Origin of the sequence: Streptomyces griseorubiginosus, assembly GCF_001514195.1 — a bacterium.
GTDB lineage: Bacteria > Actinomycetota > Actinomycetes > Streptomycetales > Streptomycetaceae > Streptomyces > Streptomyces griseorubiginosus.
In genome coordinates this window covers 60,011-76,013 of record NZ_KQ948735.1, presented here as the reverse complement: position 1 = coordinate 76,013, position 16,003 = coordinate 60,011, and the positions used below count along the sequence as shown (strand labels likewise).

Here is a 16,003-nt window from a genome sequence, read left to right as displayed (position 1 = left end):
GGCACCCCCCGATGTCCCGCGTTCGGCAAGAAGCAGTTCTCAAGACAGTTCACCATCAATCCCCCTATCCTTCCTGGCAAGTTGGCGGTTCATGCATCGTCGAGGGGGAGGACGTCATGCTGCAGGGGACAAGTCCGGTGAGCCGTCTGTTCTTCGGCCGAGACGACGCGGAGCACGACCTTGCGGACGGCCTTCTGGGCGGGGTCTTCCTGCACACCTACGCCTACCGGGAGGCACTGTCGGGCCGCAAGTCGCTGATCATCGGCCGCAAGGGGGCCGGCAAGAGCGCGATCTGCCGGCATCTGGGAGCTACCGACGGCCATCCCGGTACGGCGGTTCTGATCACGCCGGACGACGCCGCCGGGGACGAGATACGGCGGTTCGAACTCCAGGGCGTGTCAGGTGACACCGCCAAGTCCCTGATCTGGCGGTACGTCTTCGCCGTGCACGCTGCGCGGTACCTGTGCGAGCACGCGCGCACGGCGCACGGGTGGCGGGCACGATCCTCCGTGAAAGCCCTGCGCGACTTTCTGGAAGCGAACGACGAGACGGGCGACGAGCGCCTCTACGACAGGCTTCGCCGCGGGGCCCGAGGCCTGCAGTCGGCGAACCTCTCGCTCAAGGCGTTCGGCTTCGAGGCAGGCCTCGGTCTCAACGGCGCCTCGGAGGGTGCCCGCGCGAGCAGACAGTTGGAGGTACTGGAGAACGGTGTGTCAGCTGCCTTCGTCGACCTGGGATGCGCCGCGTCCCATCCGCCCCTGCTCCTCCTCGTCGACCAGCTCGAACAGATCTGGACGATAGACCCGGACAGCCATGCCCTCGTCACGGGACTGCTGCTGGCGAGCAAGCAGGTCACCGGCCAATACGGTGGCGCCATCCGCTGCACGCTCTTTCTCCGGGCGGACATCTACGACACGCTCCACTTCGGTGATGCCGACAAGTTCCACAGCGACGAACTGCGCATTTCCTGGAGCCAGGAGGAACTGGCACACCTTGCTCTCAGCAGGGCGGCGACCTCTCTCAAGGCCACGGCCCTCACTCCAGAGCAGTTGTGGGGAGATGTGTTCCCACCCACGGTGTCCGGGGAGCCGACCGCTGAATACCTGTTCCGGCGCGCTCTTCCACGCCCCAGGGACATGATCCAGTTCCTCAACGCGTGCCGGGATGCCGCCGACCGGCGCGGCGGCGAGCACATCACCGAGGAGGACGTACTCACCGCCACGGAACAGTTCTCGCGCTGGAAACTCACCGACCTGGCGAGGGAGTACTCGGTGACACATCCCTTCCTCAGCCAGCTGTTCCTGCTGTTCGACAATCACGGCTACGTGACGATGCGCCCGGCACTCGAAACTCGGTTCGAGCCCCACCGTGAACGACTTCAGCAGGAGTTCGCCGACTACGCCGACGGTCTCACCCCCCAGGGAGTGCTGGATGTCCTCTTCAACATCGGTTTCCTGGGGGTCAAGAGAGGCCATGCAGTCGTGTACTCCGACGGCTCGCAGACGCCTCCACAAGCCGGCGAGGACGAGTTCCACGTCCATCCGTGCTTCCGTCCCGCCCTGGGGGGACTCGGTCCCGTGGATGTGACCGCCTACAGCCCGAACCGGATCGGCGGTGGCAACTTCCAGTTGCAGGTCGTGCAGGGGCGCGACGTCTCACTGGGTGTCAGCCGTGAGGCGCGGTTACTGGACGATGTCACTCGGGCTTGCGAACGACTGATTCGCCAGCTGATACGAGCCGGTCTGGAGGACGACCGACAGGAGTGGGTGCGCGCACAGATCGGTCATGTTCTTGCCCACACCTCGCAGGTCCGTGAGGAGCTCCGGAGCGGGGCATCGGTCGACGTGACGCAGCATGTCCTCAACGCTGCCGACTACTTCGGGCGACTGGCCGTACAGCTCAGGGAACAGCGCATGGGAGACGAACCCATCACCCGACGCCTCGAGGACGAGGCGCGCGTTCTGATCCGGGCTGCAGGTGGTGCCGTCGGCGGTGGTGGCGGATCGGACTCCGCGCCCTGATCTGGCTGACGTCAATGGGCGTCTTGGTATCTGGCAGCCTCGCCCTGACTGAGCGGATGCCATGAGCACCCCCGTTGTCAGTATCTTGATTCTTCCCGGCCTGGTGACGGAGATCCGGTGGGCCTCCGTGACCACGCCGCTCGACCGGCGAAGGGCGAGCGGCCGGCTCCACGGCTGCATCTTGCGTCGGAGTCAGCGCCGACGGAAGCGGAGCAGTGTCGCCTGCAAAGGGAGTTCGTGGCACGACTCGCAGTCGAAGCCCGCCTCGTCCAGCAGTCGGCGGTAGTGGTCCTCCGTGCGCTCGCGGCCTCCGACGTTGCACAGCATGTGCAGGTCCCAGGCGACGGCGAGGGAGAGCCGGGCGTCCGTCGGCAACAGCCGCTCGATCAGCAGGAGTTCGCTGCCCGGGGCCATGGCCTGCGCGCACCGGCGCAGGATCGTCAGGCAGCGCTCGTCGTCCCAGTCGTGGAGGACCCGGGACAGCACGTACAGGTCGCCGCCGTCGGGGACCTCGGACGTGAAGTCCCCCGCCATGAACCGGCAGCGGTCGGCCAGGCCCGCCTCCGCGAAGGCCTTCTCCGCGGCCTCGACGGCGTGCGGCCGCTCCAGCAGGACACCGCGGAGGTGCGGGGCCGCGCGCAGCAGCCGTCCGAGGAGTTCGCCGTTGCCGCCGGCGACGTCCACCACGACCCGGTGGGCGGAGAGGTCCACCAGGCCGGCCACGGGGGCGAACATGGGCGCGCTCGCCGCCATGGCCCGGTCGAACAGGTCGGCCAGTTCGGGGTGGCGGGCGAAGTGCGGGAAGTGGTGTTCGCCGAAGACCTTCGCGAACGCCTCCTCCCCGGTGCGCACAGAGTGCGCGAGCTCGCCGAAGGAGCGGTAGAACGGGCCGCCGTAGAGCAGGGCGAGCGGCTGGAAGGAGTCGGCGGCCCCGGCGCGCAGCGGCTCGCCCAGCTCCGTGAGGTGGTAGGAGCCGTCGGGGTCCGCCGCCACCAGGCCCAGACCGGCGAGGTGGCGCAGCAGCCGGCCGAGGCTGTCGGCGTGGCAGCCGGTCAGTTCGGCGAGGAGGGCCAGGCCGGCGCCGGGGTGGGCGTCCAGATGGTCGGCGAGCCGGAGTTCGGCGGCCACGGCGATCGCCTGGGTGGTCCAGGCACCCGTCATCAGGTGCAGCAGTCGGTCCCGGGGGCGGTCCCCGGCAGCGGGGGTGTGGCCGAGGGCGGCGGGTGACTGCGGCGCGTCGCCGAGGATGCCCAGTGACTTTGGCGCGTGGCCAAGGACGCCCGATGTCCGCGGCGCGTGGCCAAGGACGCCCGGTGCCTTCGGCGCGTGCCCGAGGACGCCGGGTGACTGCGGCGCGTCGCCGAGGATGCCCGGTGACTTTGGCGCGTGGCCAAGGACGCCCGGTGCCTTCGGCGCGTGCCCGAGGGCGACGGGTGACTGCGGCGCTTCACCAACCGCGCCCGGTGACTTCGGCGCGTCGCCGACGGCGGGTGGTCGCCGGGGTGTCGAGCGGCGCAGGTGGGTGGCGAGGAGGTCCGGGTGCCGGCCGGGGACGTAGAGCTCGATACGGTGCTCGCCCGCGCGGAAGTAGAGCACGGTGGAGTTCTCGTGCGGGTTGTGACCGCCGCTGTCGGCGTGGGCGCCGGCCCGGTCGAGCAGCAGCGCCGTCAGACCGTGCAGGACCACCGGCGTGGGCGCCACGACCTCGAACGCGATGTGGGCCTCGTCGCCGGACGCGCGTTCGGCCGCCGCGAGGGCCACGAGGTCCGAGCCGTCCGGCACCTCCAGGGCGAAGACCTCGATCTCGCCGCGCCCGCCGGGGGTGTCGGGCACCGACGCCCTGAGGATGCCGACCGGCAGGGCACCGGCAGGTCGGCCGTGACGCCGGGCGAGCCGGCCGCGGACGACCACGCTCGGGGTCAACTCTGCGGCGTGCAGACCTCGTTCGGCGAGTTCCTCGGCCAGGCCGGCGAGCGTCCGGGGAAAGACGAGCAGGGCGGTGTGGGCCAGCCGCAGCGTCCCGGCGAGCGCCTGCCGCTCCTCGGCGGTCAGGTCCGGCAGCAGGACGTCGAGGGCGCTCGCCGTGTCGTTGCTGCGGACGAACGCGGCCGCCTGCTCGATGCGGTCGAGGTCCGCCGGGGGGAGCGAGCGCTCCGGTGCCGACGCGAAGGGCATGGGTGTCCTCTGGGTGTGGGTGTGAGTGTGGGTGATGCGGGGGTGGATGAAGGGGAGGGTGAGGTGCTGTCGGGCGGTGGGTGTGGGGCTCGGCGTGGGCGAGGGTGCGGGGCTCGGCGTGGGCGAGGAGCCGGGGCGGTCGCGAAGTGCCTCACCCGCCAGGGGGCCAGCGGGGCAGCGGGGCAGCGGGCCAGCAGGCCAGCAGGCCAACAGGCAAGTGCCCTACACGCCGACGTAGTTGTCGGCGAAGGCGTGCTGATGCGCCCTGGACGTGCGCAGGTTCTCCAGGCGGGAGTCGCGCAGGGCGCGGAGGAAACGGGACTCCTCGTCGTCCCCGGCAGGGGCGTGCAGGAGGCCGATCATCCAGTGGGAGAACTCCTGAGCCCGCCAGATCCTGGGCAGACAGGTGGCCGAGTAGCGGGCCAGCGGCTCCTCGTCGCCCTCGTGGACGGCGGCGGTGAACCCCCGGGCCAGGGTCTCGGCCGCCATGACCGCGAGGTTGGCGCCCTTGGCCGCCGAGGGGCTGATCAGGCCCGCCGCGTCGCCGGCGAGGAACAGCCGCCCGTACTGCATCGGGTCCAGCACGTCGGACTCCAGGTCGACCACGGCCCGCTCCAGGACGGGTCCGCGGCGCAGCGGGCCGAACCGTTCCGCCCGCATGCGCAGGTCGAGCTCCTCCCAGAGGGCCGCCTCGCTCCAGGAGGCCGGGTCGGTGCCGGGCTCGCACTGGAGGTAGTACCGGGTGACGGAGGGGGTGCGGGCCATGTGACCGGCGAAGCCCCGGTCGTGGACGGCGTAGGTGACCGCGGGCAGCGCGGGGGGTGTCCCGACGAGCAGGGCGAGCCAGGAGACGCCGTGCCGTCGCCGGTGCGGGCGGGCCGCGTCGGCCGGAACCCGGCGGCGGCACACCCCGTGGCGGCCGTCGCACCCCGCGACGTAGCGGCCCGTCAGCCGGTACGGCGTTCCGTCCTCCCGGTGCGCGAGGAGCCAGGGCCGTTCGCCGTCCAGTCCGCCCACCTCGCTCACCGGGGTCCCGAAGCGCAGGTCGCCGCCGCGGCGCAGGAACTCGGCGACCAGGTCGGCCACGAGGTGCTGCTGGGGGTAGACGGTGTGGGCCTCCTCCCGGCCGAGGGCGCCGTAGCGGAGGGCGAACTCTCCCTGCTCGCTGCGGAAGACGCAGGTGTCGTGCCGGGTGCCGCGGGCCAGGAGTCCGGTGCCGAGGCCGTTGTCCACGAGGACACGGACCGTGGCTTCCGCCAGGAACCCCGCCCGGGCGCGCCGCTCGACGTGCGTGCGGCTGCTCCGCTCCACGATCAGACAGTCGACTCCGGCTGCCAGCAGCAGGTTCCCGAGCACGAGCCCGGCGGGTCCGGCGCCGACGATCAGCACTGTCGCCCCACCCATGGAGGACCGTTTTTCCACCTTGCTCCCCGCCTCTTTGAAGATCCGGGAGGATTCAAGCAAGTTGTGGAGAACAGGTGGATACACGGCATTGGTCCAAATGAGCGGACACGGCGCGGAGTTGACGTGGCCGACCGCTCATGACCTGGGACGGTTCCGCCACCGCCGTCGCGCCACGTGGACGTCGTTTCACTCGTTCGAGGAATGCGGGCGCGCGCGTACCGAAAACGTTCCGGCCACCTGTTCCACCGGCGCACGACGGCTCACCACAGCTCACCCACCGGTTCCGATCGGCCGCGGGGGCGTCGGAGGGCACGGGCCGCGGGTCGTTGTCAGTGGGTGGCCCTATCGTCCGGGCATGGTCTTTCATCTGCCCGCCGGGCTGACTTCGGGACGGTTCGGGCGGCGAGGATCCTCGGAGATCTGGATCTCCGACGAACTGCCCGACAAGCTGGAGGAGTTGTGGGCCGATCTGCTCCAACAGGCTCCGGTCACCGGCCTGCAGCCGCACCTGTGCTGGTCGGGTGATCACGGCAGGCCCGAGTCGCCGGCCGCCGCCGACGCCGTACGCCTCGAAGAGGTCCTCGCAGCCGACTTCGCCGCGTACCGGGAGGAGCGACTGCCGTGGTGGACCGCGCCGCCCTCCCTGGAACTGCCGGAGGGCACTCCGGAGGGCGTCGCTCCTTGGCCGCACGATCCGGGGCCGCCGTTCGACACCTGGCCGGGGCTCGCGCCCGCGGGGCCGGAGAGCAGCACCGGTCCGGGACCCGAGGAGGCCGCGGCTCGAACCGCCGTCGACCTGCGCGCCGGGCCGTACGCCCCAGGCCTCGACCTGGTGCTGGTCCCCGCCCGCCGCTCCGCCGATGTCCCGGCGCTGGTGGGCTGGGTCTACGGGGGGCCCGTTCCGCTGCTGACCGCCCTGCTGCGGAGCTGGGAGGAGCGGTTCGGGGTTCGGGTCGTCGCCGCGTACGGCGGAGAGGTTCTGGTGTCCGTCGCCCGGCCGCCCCTCGACCCGGACCACGCGGAGCGGCTCGCCCTGGAGCATGTGCTGTCCACCGCGGACAACATCGTGGACGACCCGCCGACGCCCTTCCCGGAGTACGCGCGCGGGCTGGTGGGACGGACGGAGTGGCGGTTCTGGTGGGACTGAGGCGGGGAGCGGCGTGGAGCGCGCGGCGCCTCAGGGGCCCGGCATAAGGGGGCGCTGCCTCGGGGCCCGGCATGGGGTGCGTTGTCTCGGGGTCCAGCACCGGCCGGCTCGGTTCCGCTTGGCCCGGCCCGGCTCCGGTTCCGCTTGGCCCGGCCCGGCTCCGGTTCCGCTTGGCCCGGCCCGGCTCGGTTCCGCTTGGCTCGGCCCGGCTCGGTCCCCGCTTGGCTCGGCCCGGCTCAGCTCGCCCAGGTTCCGTCCGTTTCGATGAGACCGTACCGATGACTTCTCCACCCCGCCCCGGTCTGTACTGCCGTAGTCACCCGAGCGGGAAACGACAAGGAACTGGAGTGAGTGGCATGCGTGTCGTCGTCAGTGAGTTCATCAGTCTGGACGGGGTCGTGCAGGCGCCCGGTGGTCCGCAGGAGGACACCGACGGCGGTTTCGCGCACGGGGGCTGGTCGCACCCCTACTTCGACGAGGAACTGCTCGGCACCGCGTTCAGCGAGGGGATGGAGCGCGCGGAGGCGCTGCTGTACGGGCGGCGGACGTATCTGACCATGGCGGGGGCGTGGCCCGAGCGGGCCGGGGACCCGTTCGCCGACCGGCTGAACTCCCTGAAGAAGTACGTCGTGACGGACACCCTCGGCGATGACGAGCTGACCTGGAACAACACCGAGCGCATCCCGGGTTCCGACGCCGTGGCGCGGATCCGCGCACTGCGGGAGACCGAGGGCGGCGAGCTGGCGATGATGGGCAGTCCCACCCTCGTGCGGACCCTCATCAGCGAGGGCCTCGTCGACGAGCTCCAGCTCATCGTGATGCCGGTGCTGCTCGGCGGCGGCAAGTCGATCTTCCCAGAGGACGGGGGGAAGCGGCCTTTCGAGCTGGTGTCCACGGCCGCCGGGAAGACCGGCGTGCAGCTGTGCGTGTACCGGCCCGCCACCGAGGGCTAGCGGCGCATGGCGCGGACGTCATACGCTCGGTCCGACACTATCTCTGACTGAGTCAAAGATCCGGGGGTCGACCGGCCATGACCGTCCAGGACGTCCGCGCCTTCAACCGCTTCTACACGAACGTCATCGGCGCCCTCGACTACAGCCGCCAGCTGTACGCCCCCTACACCCTCACCGAGTCCCGCGTCCTGTACGAGCTCGCGCACTCGCCGCGCACCGACGCGGCCGATCTGCGCGGCGAACTCTCGCTGGACGCGGGGTACTTGAGCCGGATCCTGAACAAGTTCGAGAGGGACGGGCTGATCGAGCGGACGGCTTCCCGCCAGGACCCGCGCCGGGTGCGGGTGACGCTCACCCCGCGCGGCCGGGAGACGGCGGCACTGCTCGCCGAACGGGCCGACGAATCCGTGGGCGCGCTCCTCGCCACCGTGCCGGCCGCGGACCGGCCCCGGCTGTCCGAGGCGATGCGGACCGTCCGCACCCTGCTGTCCGACGGCCGTCCGCCGCGCCGCGAGGACGTCCTGCTGCGGGAGCCCGGCCCGGGGGACCTCGGCTGGATCGTGGCGCGCAACGCGGCCGTGTACGCCGCCGAGTACGGTTTCGACGCCTCCTACGAGGGTCTGGTCGCCAGGATCGTCGCCGACTTCGCCGAGGACCACGATCCGCATCTTGAGCGGGTGTGGATCGCCGAGCTGGACGGGCGGCCGGTGGGGTGCGTGATGTGCGTACGGGACGACACGCCCGCGACCGCGCGACTGCGGCTGCTCCTCGTCGAGCCCGACGCGCGGGGACTGGGCATCGGCGACCGGCTGGTGTCGGCCGTCGTGGACTTCGCCCGCGGCGCCGGCTACCGGGACCTCGTCCTGTGGACCAACGACGTCCTCACGTCCGCCCGCCGCCTCTACCAACGCCACGGCTTCGTCCTGACCGCCGAGAAACCCCACCGCTCCTTCGGCCAGGACCTGAACGGCCAGGACTGGCGGCTGAGGTTGGCAGGGGAGGTCGAATGAGGGGACTCCGGGGCCTGCGCAGGCCGGCCTGCGCTGCCGCGCCGGCGGGCCACCCGGCCGGGCTGGACCTCGGCCTCTTCAGGGGGTGAGAGTAGGGGCATGAAACTGGCGTTCTCCACCCTCGGTGTCCCCGGCCTCCCCCTCGCCGACGTGCTGCGGCTCGCGACCACGTACGGCTATCACGGCGTAGAACTGCGCGCGCACCCGGAGGAGCCGGTGCACCCGGGTATCGGGCTCGCCGAACGGTCCGACGCGGTGGCCGAGTTCAAGGCGGCGGGGGTCGAGGTGCTGGGCCTCGCCGGGTACGCGCGCGTGGCCGCGCCCGGGGACGACGAGCCCGTGGTCGAGGAGATCCACCGCCTCCTCGACCTCGCCCGCGACCTCGGCGCCGGCTTCGTGCGGGTCTTCCCCGGCGCCGCCTCCGACCAGTCCGCCGAGGAGGCCGACGCCACGGCCGCCCGGCGCCTCGGTACGGCCGCGGAGTACGCCGGCGACCTCGACGTACGGATCCTCCTCGAGACCCATGACTCGCACCGCACGGCCGCCGACGCGATCCGGATCCTCGGCCCGGTCGGCCACCGTCAGGTCGGCGCGCTCTGGGACGTCATGCACACCTGGCTCGGCGGCGAGCAGCCCTCCGAGACCTACGCGGCCCTCGGCCCGCACCTGGGATACGTCCAGGTCAAGGACATCGCCTCGGCCGAGGACACCACCCCGGTCGCGCTCGGCGCCGGCGTGCTGCCGCTCGCGGAGTGCGTGGAGGTCCTCTCCCGGCACGGCTGGGACGGCTGGCTGTGCTGGGAGTACGAGAAGCGCTGGTACGAGCAGGCGCCCCCGCTGGAGGACCTGCTCGGCGCAGGCCGCGACCACCTGGCGCGCCTCCTCAACGACGCGGCGTAGCCCGGCCCCGGCGGGGCCTGAGCCGGTGGTACCTGACCCGGTCGTACCTGACCCGGCTGGACCTGAGCCGGCGCCACATCCGCCCCCGCGCATCGCGGTCGTCCGGGACGACCGGTGCGCCGGGGAGCGCGGACAGGGCGCCGGCTTTCGCGTGCCAGTCGGTGAACACCCCGCTGAGCAGCGGGTGGGGCTCGGTCGGCAGCGTGCCCTTCCGTACGGCCATCACGTACTCCTTCGCCTCTCGTCCACCTGGGACTTCGTCTGCGTACGTCTTCGACGGTAGGAAGAATCGGCTCGCTGCTACCGTCCAACCGCATGCGGGTTTCACAGACCAATCTCGCCGGGGACCTCCTGCTCGACCTCGACCGGCCGGGCGGCGGGCCGCTGCACGAGCGGGTGAAACGGGCCCTTCGTGCGGCGATCCGCAGCGGCCGCGTCGAGGTCGGCACCGCCCTGCCGCCCAGCCGGCAGCTCGCCGCCGACCTCGGCTGTTCGCGCTGGGCGGTGACGGAGGCGTACGGCCAGCTCGTGGCCGAGGGATATCTGGAGGCGCGCAGCGGCTCGGCGACCCGGGTGCGCTGGGCCGGGGACGAGGACACCGGCCCCGGTCGCCCGACGGCCCGCCGGGACCCGGTGGCCCGCTTCGACCTCGCTCCGGGGCTGCCGGACCTGCGGGCCTTCCCGCGCCGCCGGTGGGCGGAGGCCGTGCGCGCGCAGGTGGCGACCACGGCGTTCACCGAGTTCGGTTACCCGCCGCCCGGCGGGCACGCCCGGCTCAGGGGGCTGCTCGCCGACTACCTGGGCCGCTCGCGCGGGGTCTCCACGTCCGCGCGGGACGTGACGGTGTGTCTGAGCGTGACCGACGCGGTCCGGCGGATCTGCCACGTCCTGCGCGCGGACGGCATCACCGCCGTCGGCTGCGAGGAGCCGGGCTGGACGCGGCTGCGGGAGGTGATCCGGGCCGCCGGTCTGGAGCCGGTGCCGGTCCGCGTGGACGGCGGCGGTCTGCGCACCGGCGACCTCGCCGGACACACCGGGCTGCGGGCGGTGCTGACGGCCCCGGCGCACCAGTTCCCGCTCGGCACGGTGCTCGTGCCGGAGCGGCGGGCCGCCCTGCTCGACTGGGCCCGGCGGGTGGACGGGGTGGTGCTGGAGGACGACTACGACGCCGAGTTCCGCTACGACCGACGGCCGGTCGCGGCACTCCAGGGCATGGACCCGTCCCGGGTGATCCTGCTCAAGTCCCTGTCCAAGACGCTCTCCCCGGCCCTCGGCATCGGCTGGATCGTGGCGCCGTCGCGCTGGACGGACGTCCTGCACCGGACCGACCTCACGGCGGCCCAGCCCCCCGTCCTCGACCAGCTCGCCTTCGCCGCGCTGCTGGAGTCGGGCGGTTACGACCGCCATCTGCGGGCCTGCCGCAAGCGCTACCGCGACCGGCGGGACGCCCTCGTGGGGGCTCTCGCCGAGCGGCTGCCCGATGCCCCGGTGTCCGGTGTCGCGGCCGGGCTGCACCTCCTGCTGCGGCTGCCCGCGGGCACGGACCCGGCGGCCGTGGTGCGGGCCGCGACGGCCCGCTCCCTGCGCGTCGCCGACCTCGCCGCGTACCACGCCACCGCCGACCACAGCGAGCAGGGCCTGGTCCTCGGCTACGGCAACCTCGCCGACGGCATGGTCACGGAAGCGGTACGGCTGCTCGGGGAGACGATCGGCGATCGAGCAGGTGGGTGATGCGGGCGGGCCGGCAATTCAGTGGGGGCGGGCCGGTCGGTAATTCGGTGGCCGGATCGCGGCGCTCCCGATACCGTCCCCGGGTGCATCAGCCCGCCTTTCCCCCGCTCCCCGTGTCATGAGCCTCAGCCGTACGTTCCTCGATGTGCGGCCCCTGCGCACCTCACCGGTCTTCCGGCGGCTGCTCTTCGGGCGCACGGTGTCCACGCTCGGGTCCTTCATGACCATGGTCACCGTGATGTACCAGGTCTGGGACATGACCCACAGCACGGTCTGGAGCGGCGCGGTCGGTGTCGCGCAGGCCGTGCCGATGGTCGTGGTGAGTCTGTTCGCCGGGTCCTGGGTCGACCGTTCCGACCGGCGCCGGGTGTACCTCACGGGCACCGTGGGCTCGGCGGTGTGCTCCCTGCTGCTGGCCGTGCAGGCCTTCGCCGGGCACGCGCCGGTGGCCGTCGTCCTGCTGCTGGTGGCCGTACAGACGTCGTTCGCCGCGCTCGGCGCACCCGCCGCGGGGGTGTTCGTGCCGCGGCTGCTGCCGAAGGAACAGGTGGCCGCCGGTCTCGCCCTCCAGCAGGTCACCGGTCAGGCGATGATGCTGGTCGGTCCGGCCGTCGCCGGGGTCGTGCTCGGCTGGTGGGGCATCGGCGTCTGCTACCTCCTGGACACCCTGAGCTTCACGATGTCCTTCTACGGCGCGTACGGGCTGCCCGCTCTGCCGCCGGAGGGCGAGAAGTCCCGGCCGGGGGTGCACGGCGTCCTGGACGGGCTGCGCTTCCTGACCGGCCACCGGGTGGTGCGGGGCGCTTTGCTGACCGATCTCGCGGCCACCGTCCTGTCCATGCCGGTGAGCATGTTCCCGCTGGTCAACGACGAGCGGTTCGGCGGTGACCCGCGCACGCTGGGCCTGTTCCTGTCCGCGCTCGCGGTGGGCGGGGTCGCCGCGACGGTCTTCTCCGGGCCGGTCACCCGGCTCGCGCGCCCCGGTCCGGTGATGCTGTGCGCGTCGGCGACGTGGGGGGCGAGCCTGGCGGTGTTCGGGCTGACGACCAGTGCCTGGGCGGGCCTCGCCCTGCTGGCCCTGGCGGGCGCGTCGGACGCCCTCGCCGTCCTGTCCCGCACGACCATCGTCCAGACCCACACCCCCGACGCCCTGCTGGGCCGGGTCACCGCCGCCGAGACGATGGTCGGCCAGGCGGGCCCGCACCTCGGCAACCTCCGCGGCGGCCTGGTCGCGGGCTGGAGTTCGGGAGCGACGGCACTGATCACGGGCGGACTGCTGTGTGTGGCGGCGGTGGGCTACGTCGGAGCGAGCACACCGGAGCTCCGAGCCCTCCCACCCACACCCGACCCGATCGACGAGGGCTCCCTGGAAGGGAGTTGACCCTCCTCACCCGGCGGGTGGTGTGATCGTCCAGTGGTTGCTGCGCAGGACACGGTCCGCGAACGGCATGTCGAGTTCACCGACGTGGCGGAAGCCCAGGGAACGGCAGATGCCATTGGAAGGGCCGTTGCCGACCGCCGGGAAGGCGTGGATGTCACCCCAGCGCCCCTCGTCCCAGGCCTTGTCGAGCAGCGTCCGGACGGCACGCTTGCCGAGGCCGCGTCCCTGAAACTCAGGCAGGACCATCCAGCCGATCTCGGAGAGCGGTCCGTCGCCGGAGTCGTGCGACCAGATGGTCAGGGACCCGGCCACCACGTCGGGCCGGGCGGGGTCCGGCACGATCATCTTGATCCACGCTTCATCGGCCGCCGCCTCCTCGGCGTCCCGCCGCACCTTGTCCGCCATCCCCTCCCACGGCAACGGCCCACCCAGATCGGCCATCATCACGGGATCACAGCGCATCCGCACATAGGCGTCCACGTCGTCCACGGTGACATCACGCAGGCGCACGGCGTCCTCCAGGGCTTTCAGTCCCACCAGTTGAACAGCACATCACCGAGCACGTCCGGCCGCCAGTAGCGGAGGTCGGTCGGTTCGATCGGCGTCAGTTCCGTCAAGTCCAGTGCTACGACGGGAGTGTTGAGGACAGCGGGGGTCAACACCTGGAATCCGTAGGCCTTGAAGACGTCGGCGTACGGCGGCGAATCCATGAAGTCGGAGACCGGGCGGCCCGCGACGGGCGGTGTGCCGGTGAAGGCGACGATCGGCCGGTCGGTGTGGTGCAGGGTGACGACGGAGCCCGTCGGGCTCGTGATCGAGGCCGCTTCGAAGCTGCGTACGACCCCGGGCAGGTCCAGGGAATCGACGCGCGCTCCGGTCCTCCTGGCCGCCTCGAAGCATGCCGTGCGGAATCGGCGTAGCTCTGCCTGGCGGTGCGGGCCCTGGGCCCCCGTGTTCATGGGTCAGCGGCCTCCCGTCGCATACCCCGCCACCCGCTTCTCCAGGCGCTCGCGGCGGTCCGGCCACTCCTCCTTTGTGATGGAGAAGATCGCCGAGTCGCGGAGGTGGCCCTCCTCGCCGGGGGCCCAGGATCGGGACCAGTTGCGCAGGATGCCCTCGAAGCGGGCGCCGACGCTTTCGATCGCGGCGCGGGAGCGGGTGTTGCGGGCGTCCGTCTTGAGGTCGACGCGGGAGACGTGCCACTGCTCGAAGGCGTGCCGGAAGAGCAGCAGCTTGGCCTCGGCGTTGATGCCGGTGCCCTGTGCCGAGGCACCCAGCCAGGTGAAACCGACCTCGACGGCGTCGAGCTGCGCGTCCGAGAGCCAGTACCGCGGCTCCCAGTACGCCGTCGCCCCCACCGCCCGCCCGGTCGCCACGGACACCTGCGCGTAGGGGGCGAGCCGCCCCGACGCCGCCCGTTCCAGCTGTGCGTCGATGTACGCACCGACTTCGTCGGCCCTCGGCACCCACGTGAAGGCGTAGGTCCCCCTGTTCTCCTCCGCAGCCACGGACAGCGCGGCCGCGTGCCCGTGGTCCAGCGGCTCCAAGCGCACCAACGCACCTTCCAGGACCGGTCCTTCCAGCACGAAGCTCACCACCCCCTCACCCCCCGATGCCCCTGCCCAACTCCGCGAACGCCTCGTGGAAACCCGGGAAAGTCTTTCGTACGCATCCGGGGTCGTCGAACGAGATTCCCGGCACCCTCAGGCCGGTGACCGCGAAGGACATGACGATGCGGTGGTCGCCGTACGTCGTGATCTCCGTCGTGGGTGAGGGGGCCGTGCCCGGGTGGATGTCGATCCGGTCCGGGCCCGTGGACACCCGCACGCCCAGCCGCCGCAGGTTCTCCGCGCAGGCCTCCAGGCGGTCGCACTCCTTGACCCGGGTGTTCGCCACGTCCTCGATGCGGACGGGCCCGGAGGCGAAGGGGGCGATCGCCGCGAGGGTCGGCATGGTGTCCGAGATGTCCCGCATGTTGACGGTCAGGCCGCGCAGTTCGCCGGTCCCCCGGACCGTGGTGGCGTCGGCGCCGACGGTCACCTCCGCGCCCATCCGCCGCAGTACGTCCACGAAGGCGAGGTCCCCCTGGAGGGCTCCGGTGCCCAGGCCCGGCACGGTCACCGCGGCGCCCGGGGTGATCGCCGCCGCCGCGAAGAAGTAGCTCGCCGTGGACGCGTCCGGTTCGACGGCGTAGGTGGTGGCGCGGTAGCCGCCCGGCGGGACCACATAGGTGTCGCCCTCCCGGGCCACCTCCACCCCGAACGCCCGCATCATCGCGATCGTGATCTCGACGTACGGCACCGACACCAGGTCCGTGACGCGGATCCGCAGGCCGCGGCGGGTGAGGGGGCCCAGCAGCAGGAGCGCGGTGAGGTACTGGGAGGACTGCCCGGCGTCCAGTGTCACCTCGCCGCCCTCGACCCCGGCCGCCCGCACGGTCAGCGGGTGGTGGCCCTCCGCCTCCTCGTGCCGCAGGTCCACGCCGAGGTCACGCAGGGCCCGGCTCAGCGGGGCGAGCGGGCGCCTGCGCATCTGCTCGGACGCGTCGAAGCGGTACGTGCCGTGGCCGGCCGCGGCGAGGGTGGGCAGGAAGCGGGCCGTCGTCGCGCCGTCCCGGCAGTAGACGTCCGCCTCGGTGACCGCGGGTCCCTGCGGGCGCCCGTCCACCTGCCAGGTCTCGGGGGTGCGGCCGATGCGGTAGCCGAGCCGCGTCAGGCCCTCGGCGAAGCCTTCGGTGTCGTCGGAGCGGAGCGGGCGGACCAGGGTGGTCACGCCGTCGGCAGCGGCGGCGAGGAAGAGGGCGCGGGCGGTGATGGACTTCGAGCCGGGAAGAGCGAGGGACCGCGGGGCGGAGGTGTCGACGGGCATACCCCTCATGATCGCCCCGCACCGGACTCCGACGCCGGAACGTCCACGAACTGGACCCCGGCCGGTTCCCCCCGGCCCGTCAGCCCCGACCGCCCTCGCGCCGCCTCCACCGGTCGTCCGGCAGCGGGTCCTTGCGGTGCGCCTGGACCTGGAGTTCGCAGTAGGAGTCCGCCGCCGTGCCGTGCCACACCTCGTCATGGGCCGCCAGGGCCGCGCGCAGACCCGCGCCCGCCGTGCCGCGGCGGCGGACGTGCCGGGCCAGCAGGGTGAGCAGGGCCAGAGTCACGGTGAGCCCGGCGAGGACCGCCAGGAGCGGGAGAAGCCGGCTCATGCGCCGACCCTACGCCGGGAGCACGGTCGCCTTCACCCCGTCGCCTTCACGCCGTCGCCTCCACACGGTCGCCTCCACGCCG

The 16,003-nt window shown here is 72.3% G+C and carries 15 protein-coding genes; 7 read left to right on the top strand and 8 right to left on the bottom strand.

What is annotated here, in order from left to right; genetic code table 11:
- Window positions 1–11 precede the first annotated feature (11 nt).
- The gene (locus AQJ54_RS06975; protein ID WP_248845321.1) at window positions 12–2,021 is read left to right on the top strand and encodes a P-loop ATPase, Sll1717 family; all 2,010 of its coding nucleotides are present in this window, start codon (window positions 12–14) and stop codon (window positions 2,019–2,021) included.
- 192 nt (window positions 2,022–2,213) lie between these two features.
- On the opposite strand, the gene AQJ54_RS46610 is transcribed toward AQJ54_RS06975, so the two are convergent.
- Both AQJ54_RS46610 and AQJ54_RS06965 read right to left on the bottom strand, forming a co-directional pair.
- On the bottom strand, window positions 2,214–4,196 hold the full coding sequence (locus tag AQJ54_RS46610) for a methyltransferase (protein ID WP_063806401.1): 1,983 nt from the start codon (window positions 4,194–4,196) through the stop codon (window positions 2,214–2,216).
- A 222-nt stretch (window positions 4,197–4,418) separates the two neighbouring features.
- Window positions 4,419–5,600, bottom strand: coding sequence for a 4-hydroxybenzoate 3-monooxygenase (locus AQJ54_RS06965; RefSeq protein WP_062235067.1), 1,182 nt, complete (start codon window positions 5,598–5,600; stop codon window positions 4,419–4,421).
- A 355-nt stretch (window positions 5,601–5,955) separates the two neighbouring features.
- Here AQJ54_RS06965 and AQJ54_RS46345 point away from each other — a divergent pair, with 355 nt between their 5' ends.
- From AQJ54_RS46345 to AQJ54_RS06945, 4 genes are all read left to right on the top strand, one after another.
- Window positions 5,956–6,747, top strand: coding sequence for a DUF4253 domain-containing protein (locus AQJ54_RS46345; RefSeq protein ID WP_211278503.1), 792 nt, complete (start codon window positions 5,956–5,958; stop codon window positions 6,745–6,747).
- A 356-nt stretch (window positions 6,748–7,103) separates the two neighbouring features.
- On the top strand, window positions 7,104–7,700 hold the full coding sequence (locus AQJ54_RS06955; protein WP_062027315.1) for a dihydrofolate reductase family protein: 597 nt from the start codon (window positions 7,104–7,106) through the stop codon (window positions 7,698–7,700).
- A gap of 77 nt (window positions 7,701–7,777) precedes the next feature.
- The gene (locus tag AQJ54_RS06950) at window positions 7,778–8,710 is read left to right on the top strand and encodes a bifunctional helix-turn-helix transcriptional regulator/GNAT family N-acetyltransferase (protein ID WP_062235063.1); all 933 of its coding nucleotides are present in this window, start codon (window positions 7,778–7,780) and stop codon (window positions 8,708–8,710) included.
- A gap of 99 nt (window positions 8,711–8,809) precedes the next feature.
- The gene (locus AQJ54_RS06945; RefSeq protein ID WP_062235059.1) at window positions 8,810–9,610 is read left to right on the top strand and encodes a sugar phosphate isomerase/epimerase family protein; all 801 of its coding nucleotides are present in this window, start codon (window positions 8,810–8,812) and stop codon (window positions 9,608–9,610) included.
- On the opposite strand, the gene AQJ54_RS06940 is transcribed toward AQJ54_RS06945, so the two are convergent.
- Window positions 9,594–9,833, bottom strand: a complete 240-nt coding sequence (locus AQJ54_RS06940) for a hypothetical protein (RefSeq protein WP_062235056.1) — start codon at window positions 9,831–9,833, stop codon at window positions 9,594–9,596. The two genes, AQJ54_RS06945 and AQJ54_RS06940, sit on opposite strands and share 17 nt — an antisense overlap.
- Before the next feature lie 92 nt (window positions 9,834–9,925).
- Between AQJ54_RS06940 and pdxR the strand changes: the two genes are divergently transcribed.
- Together pdxR and AQJ54_RS06930 are read left to right on the top strand one after the other, a co-directional pair.
- Window positions 9,926–11,341, top strand: a complete 1,416-nt coding sequence (gene pdxR / locus AQJ54_RS06935; protein ID WP_062235053.1) for a MocR-like pyridoxine biosynthesis transcription factor PdxR — start codon at window positions 9,926–9,928, stop codon at window positions 11,339–11,341.
- A 118-nt stretch (window positions 11,342–11,459) separates the two neighbouring features.
- A complete protein-coding gene (locus AQJ54_RS06930) occupies window positions 11,460–12,722 on the top strand; it encodes an MFS transporter (protein WP_062235051.1) in 1,263 nt (420 codons plus the stop codon).
- 6 nt (window positions 12,723–12,728) lie between these two features.
- Here AQJ54_RS06930 and AQJ54_RS06925 read toward each other — a convergent pair whose 3' ends face one another.
- The 5 genes from AQJ54_RS06925 to AQJ54_RS06905 all read right to left on the bottom strand — a co-directional run bounded on the left by AQJ54_RS06925 (window position 12,729) and on the right by AQJ54_RS06905 (window position 15,921).
- Window positions 12,729–13,232 carry a GNAT family N-acetyltransferase gene (locus AQJ54_RS06925; RefSeq protein ID WP_062236964.1) on the bottom strand — a complete coding sequence of 168 codons (504 nt, stop codon included), beginning with the start codon at window positions 13,230–13,232 and terminating at the stop codon, window positions 12,729–12,731.
- 17 nt (window positions 13,233–13,249) lie between these two features.
- On the bottom strand, window positions 13,250–13,681 hold the full coding sequence (locus tag AQJ54_RS06920) for a hypothetical protein (RefSeq protein ID WP_062235049.1): 432 nt from the start codon (window positions 13,679–13,681) through the stop codon (window positions 13,250–13,252).
- 3 nt (window positions 13,682–13,684) lie between these two features.
- The gene (locus AQJ54_RS06915) at window positions 13,685–14,317 is read right to left on the bottom strand and encodes a GNAT family N-acetyltransferase (RefSeq protein ID WP_062235046.1); all 633 of its coding nucleotides are present in this window, start codon (window positions 14,315–14,317) and stop codon (window positions 13,685–13,687) included.
- 7 nt (window positions 14,318–14,324) lie between these two features.
- Window positions 14,325–15,590 carry a 3-phosphoshikimate 1-carboxyvinyltransferase gene (aroA, locus tag AQJ54_RS06910; RefSeq protein WP_062235043.1) on the bottom strand — a complete coding sequence of 422 codons (1,266 nt, stop codon included), beginning with the start codon at window positions 15,588–15,590 and terminating at the stop codon, window positions 14,325–14,327.
- Between the two features lie 79 nt (window positions 15,591–15,669).
- Complete coding sequence (locus AQJ54_RS06905) at window positions 15,670–15,921, bottom strand: hypothetical protein (protein ID WP_062235040.1); 252 nt, start codon at window positions 15,919–15,921, stop codon at window positions 15,670–15,672.
- Between the last annotated feature and the right edge of the window lie 82 nt (window positions 15,922–16,003).

Coding starts and splice junctions, on each gene's coding strand:
- AQJ54_RS06975 (WP_248845321.1), top strand. CDS start 12: ATGTCCCGCGTTCGGCAAGAAGCAGTTCTCAAGACAGTTCACCATCAA.
- AQJ54_RS46610 (WP_063806401.1), bottom strand. CDS start 4,196: ATGCCCTTCGCGTCGGCACCGGAGCGCTCGCTCCCCCCGGCGGACCTC.
- AQJ54_RS06965 (WP_062235067.1), bottom strand. CDS start 5,600: ATGGGTGGGGCGACAGTGCTGATCGTCGGCGCCGGACCCGCCGGGCTC.
- AQJ54_RS46345 (WP_211278503.1), top strand. CDS start 5,956: ATGGTCTTTCATCTGCCCGCCGGGCTGACTTCGGGACGGTTCGGGCGG.
- AQJ54_RS06955 (WP_062027315.1), top strand. CDS start 7,104: ATGCGTGTCGTCGTCAGTGAGTTCATCAGTCTGGACGGGGTCGTGCAG.
- AQJ54_RS06950 (WP_062235063.1), top strand. CDS start 7,778: ATGACCGTCCAGGACGTCCGCGCCTTCAACCGCTTCTACACGAACGTC.
- AQJ54_RS06945 (WP_062235059.1), top strand. CDS start 8,810: ATGAAACTGGCGTTCTCCACCCTCGGTGTCCCCGGCCTCCCCCTCGCC.
- AQJ54_RS06940 (WP_062235056.1), bottom strand. CDS start 9,833: ATGGCCGTACGGAAGGGCACGCTGCCGACCGAGCCCCACCCGCTGCTC.
- pdxR (WP_062235053.1), top strand. CDS start 9,926: ATGCGGGTTTCACAGACCAATCTCGCCGGGGACCTCCTGCTCGACCTC.
- AQJ54_RS06930 (WP_062235051.1), top strand. CDS start 11,460: ATGAGCCTCAGCCGTACGTTCCTCGATGTGCGGCCCCTGCGCACCTCA.
- AQJ54_RS06920 (WP_062235049.1), bottom strand. CDS start 13,681: ATGAACACGGGGGCCCAGGGCCCGCACCGCCAGGCAGAGCTACGCCGA.
- aroA (WP_062235043.1), bottom strand. CDS start 15,590: ATGCCCGTCGACACCTCCGCCCCGCGGTCCCTCGCTCTTCCCGGCTCG.
- AQJ54_RS06905 (WP_062235040.1), bottom strand. CDS start 15,921: ATGAGCCGGCTTCTCCCGCTCCTGGCGGTCCTCGCCGGGCTCACCGTG.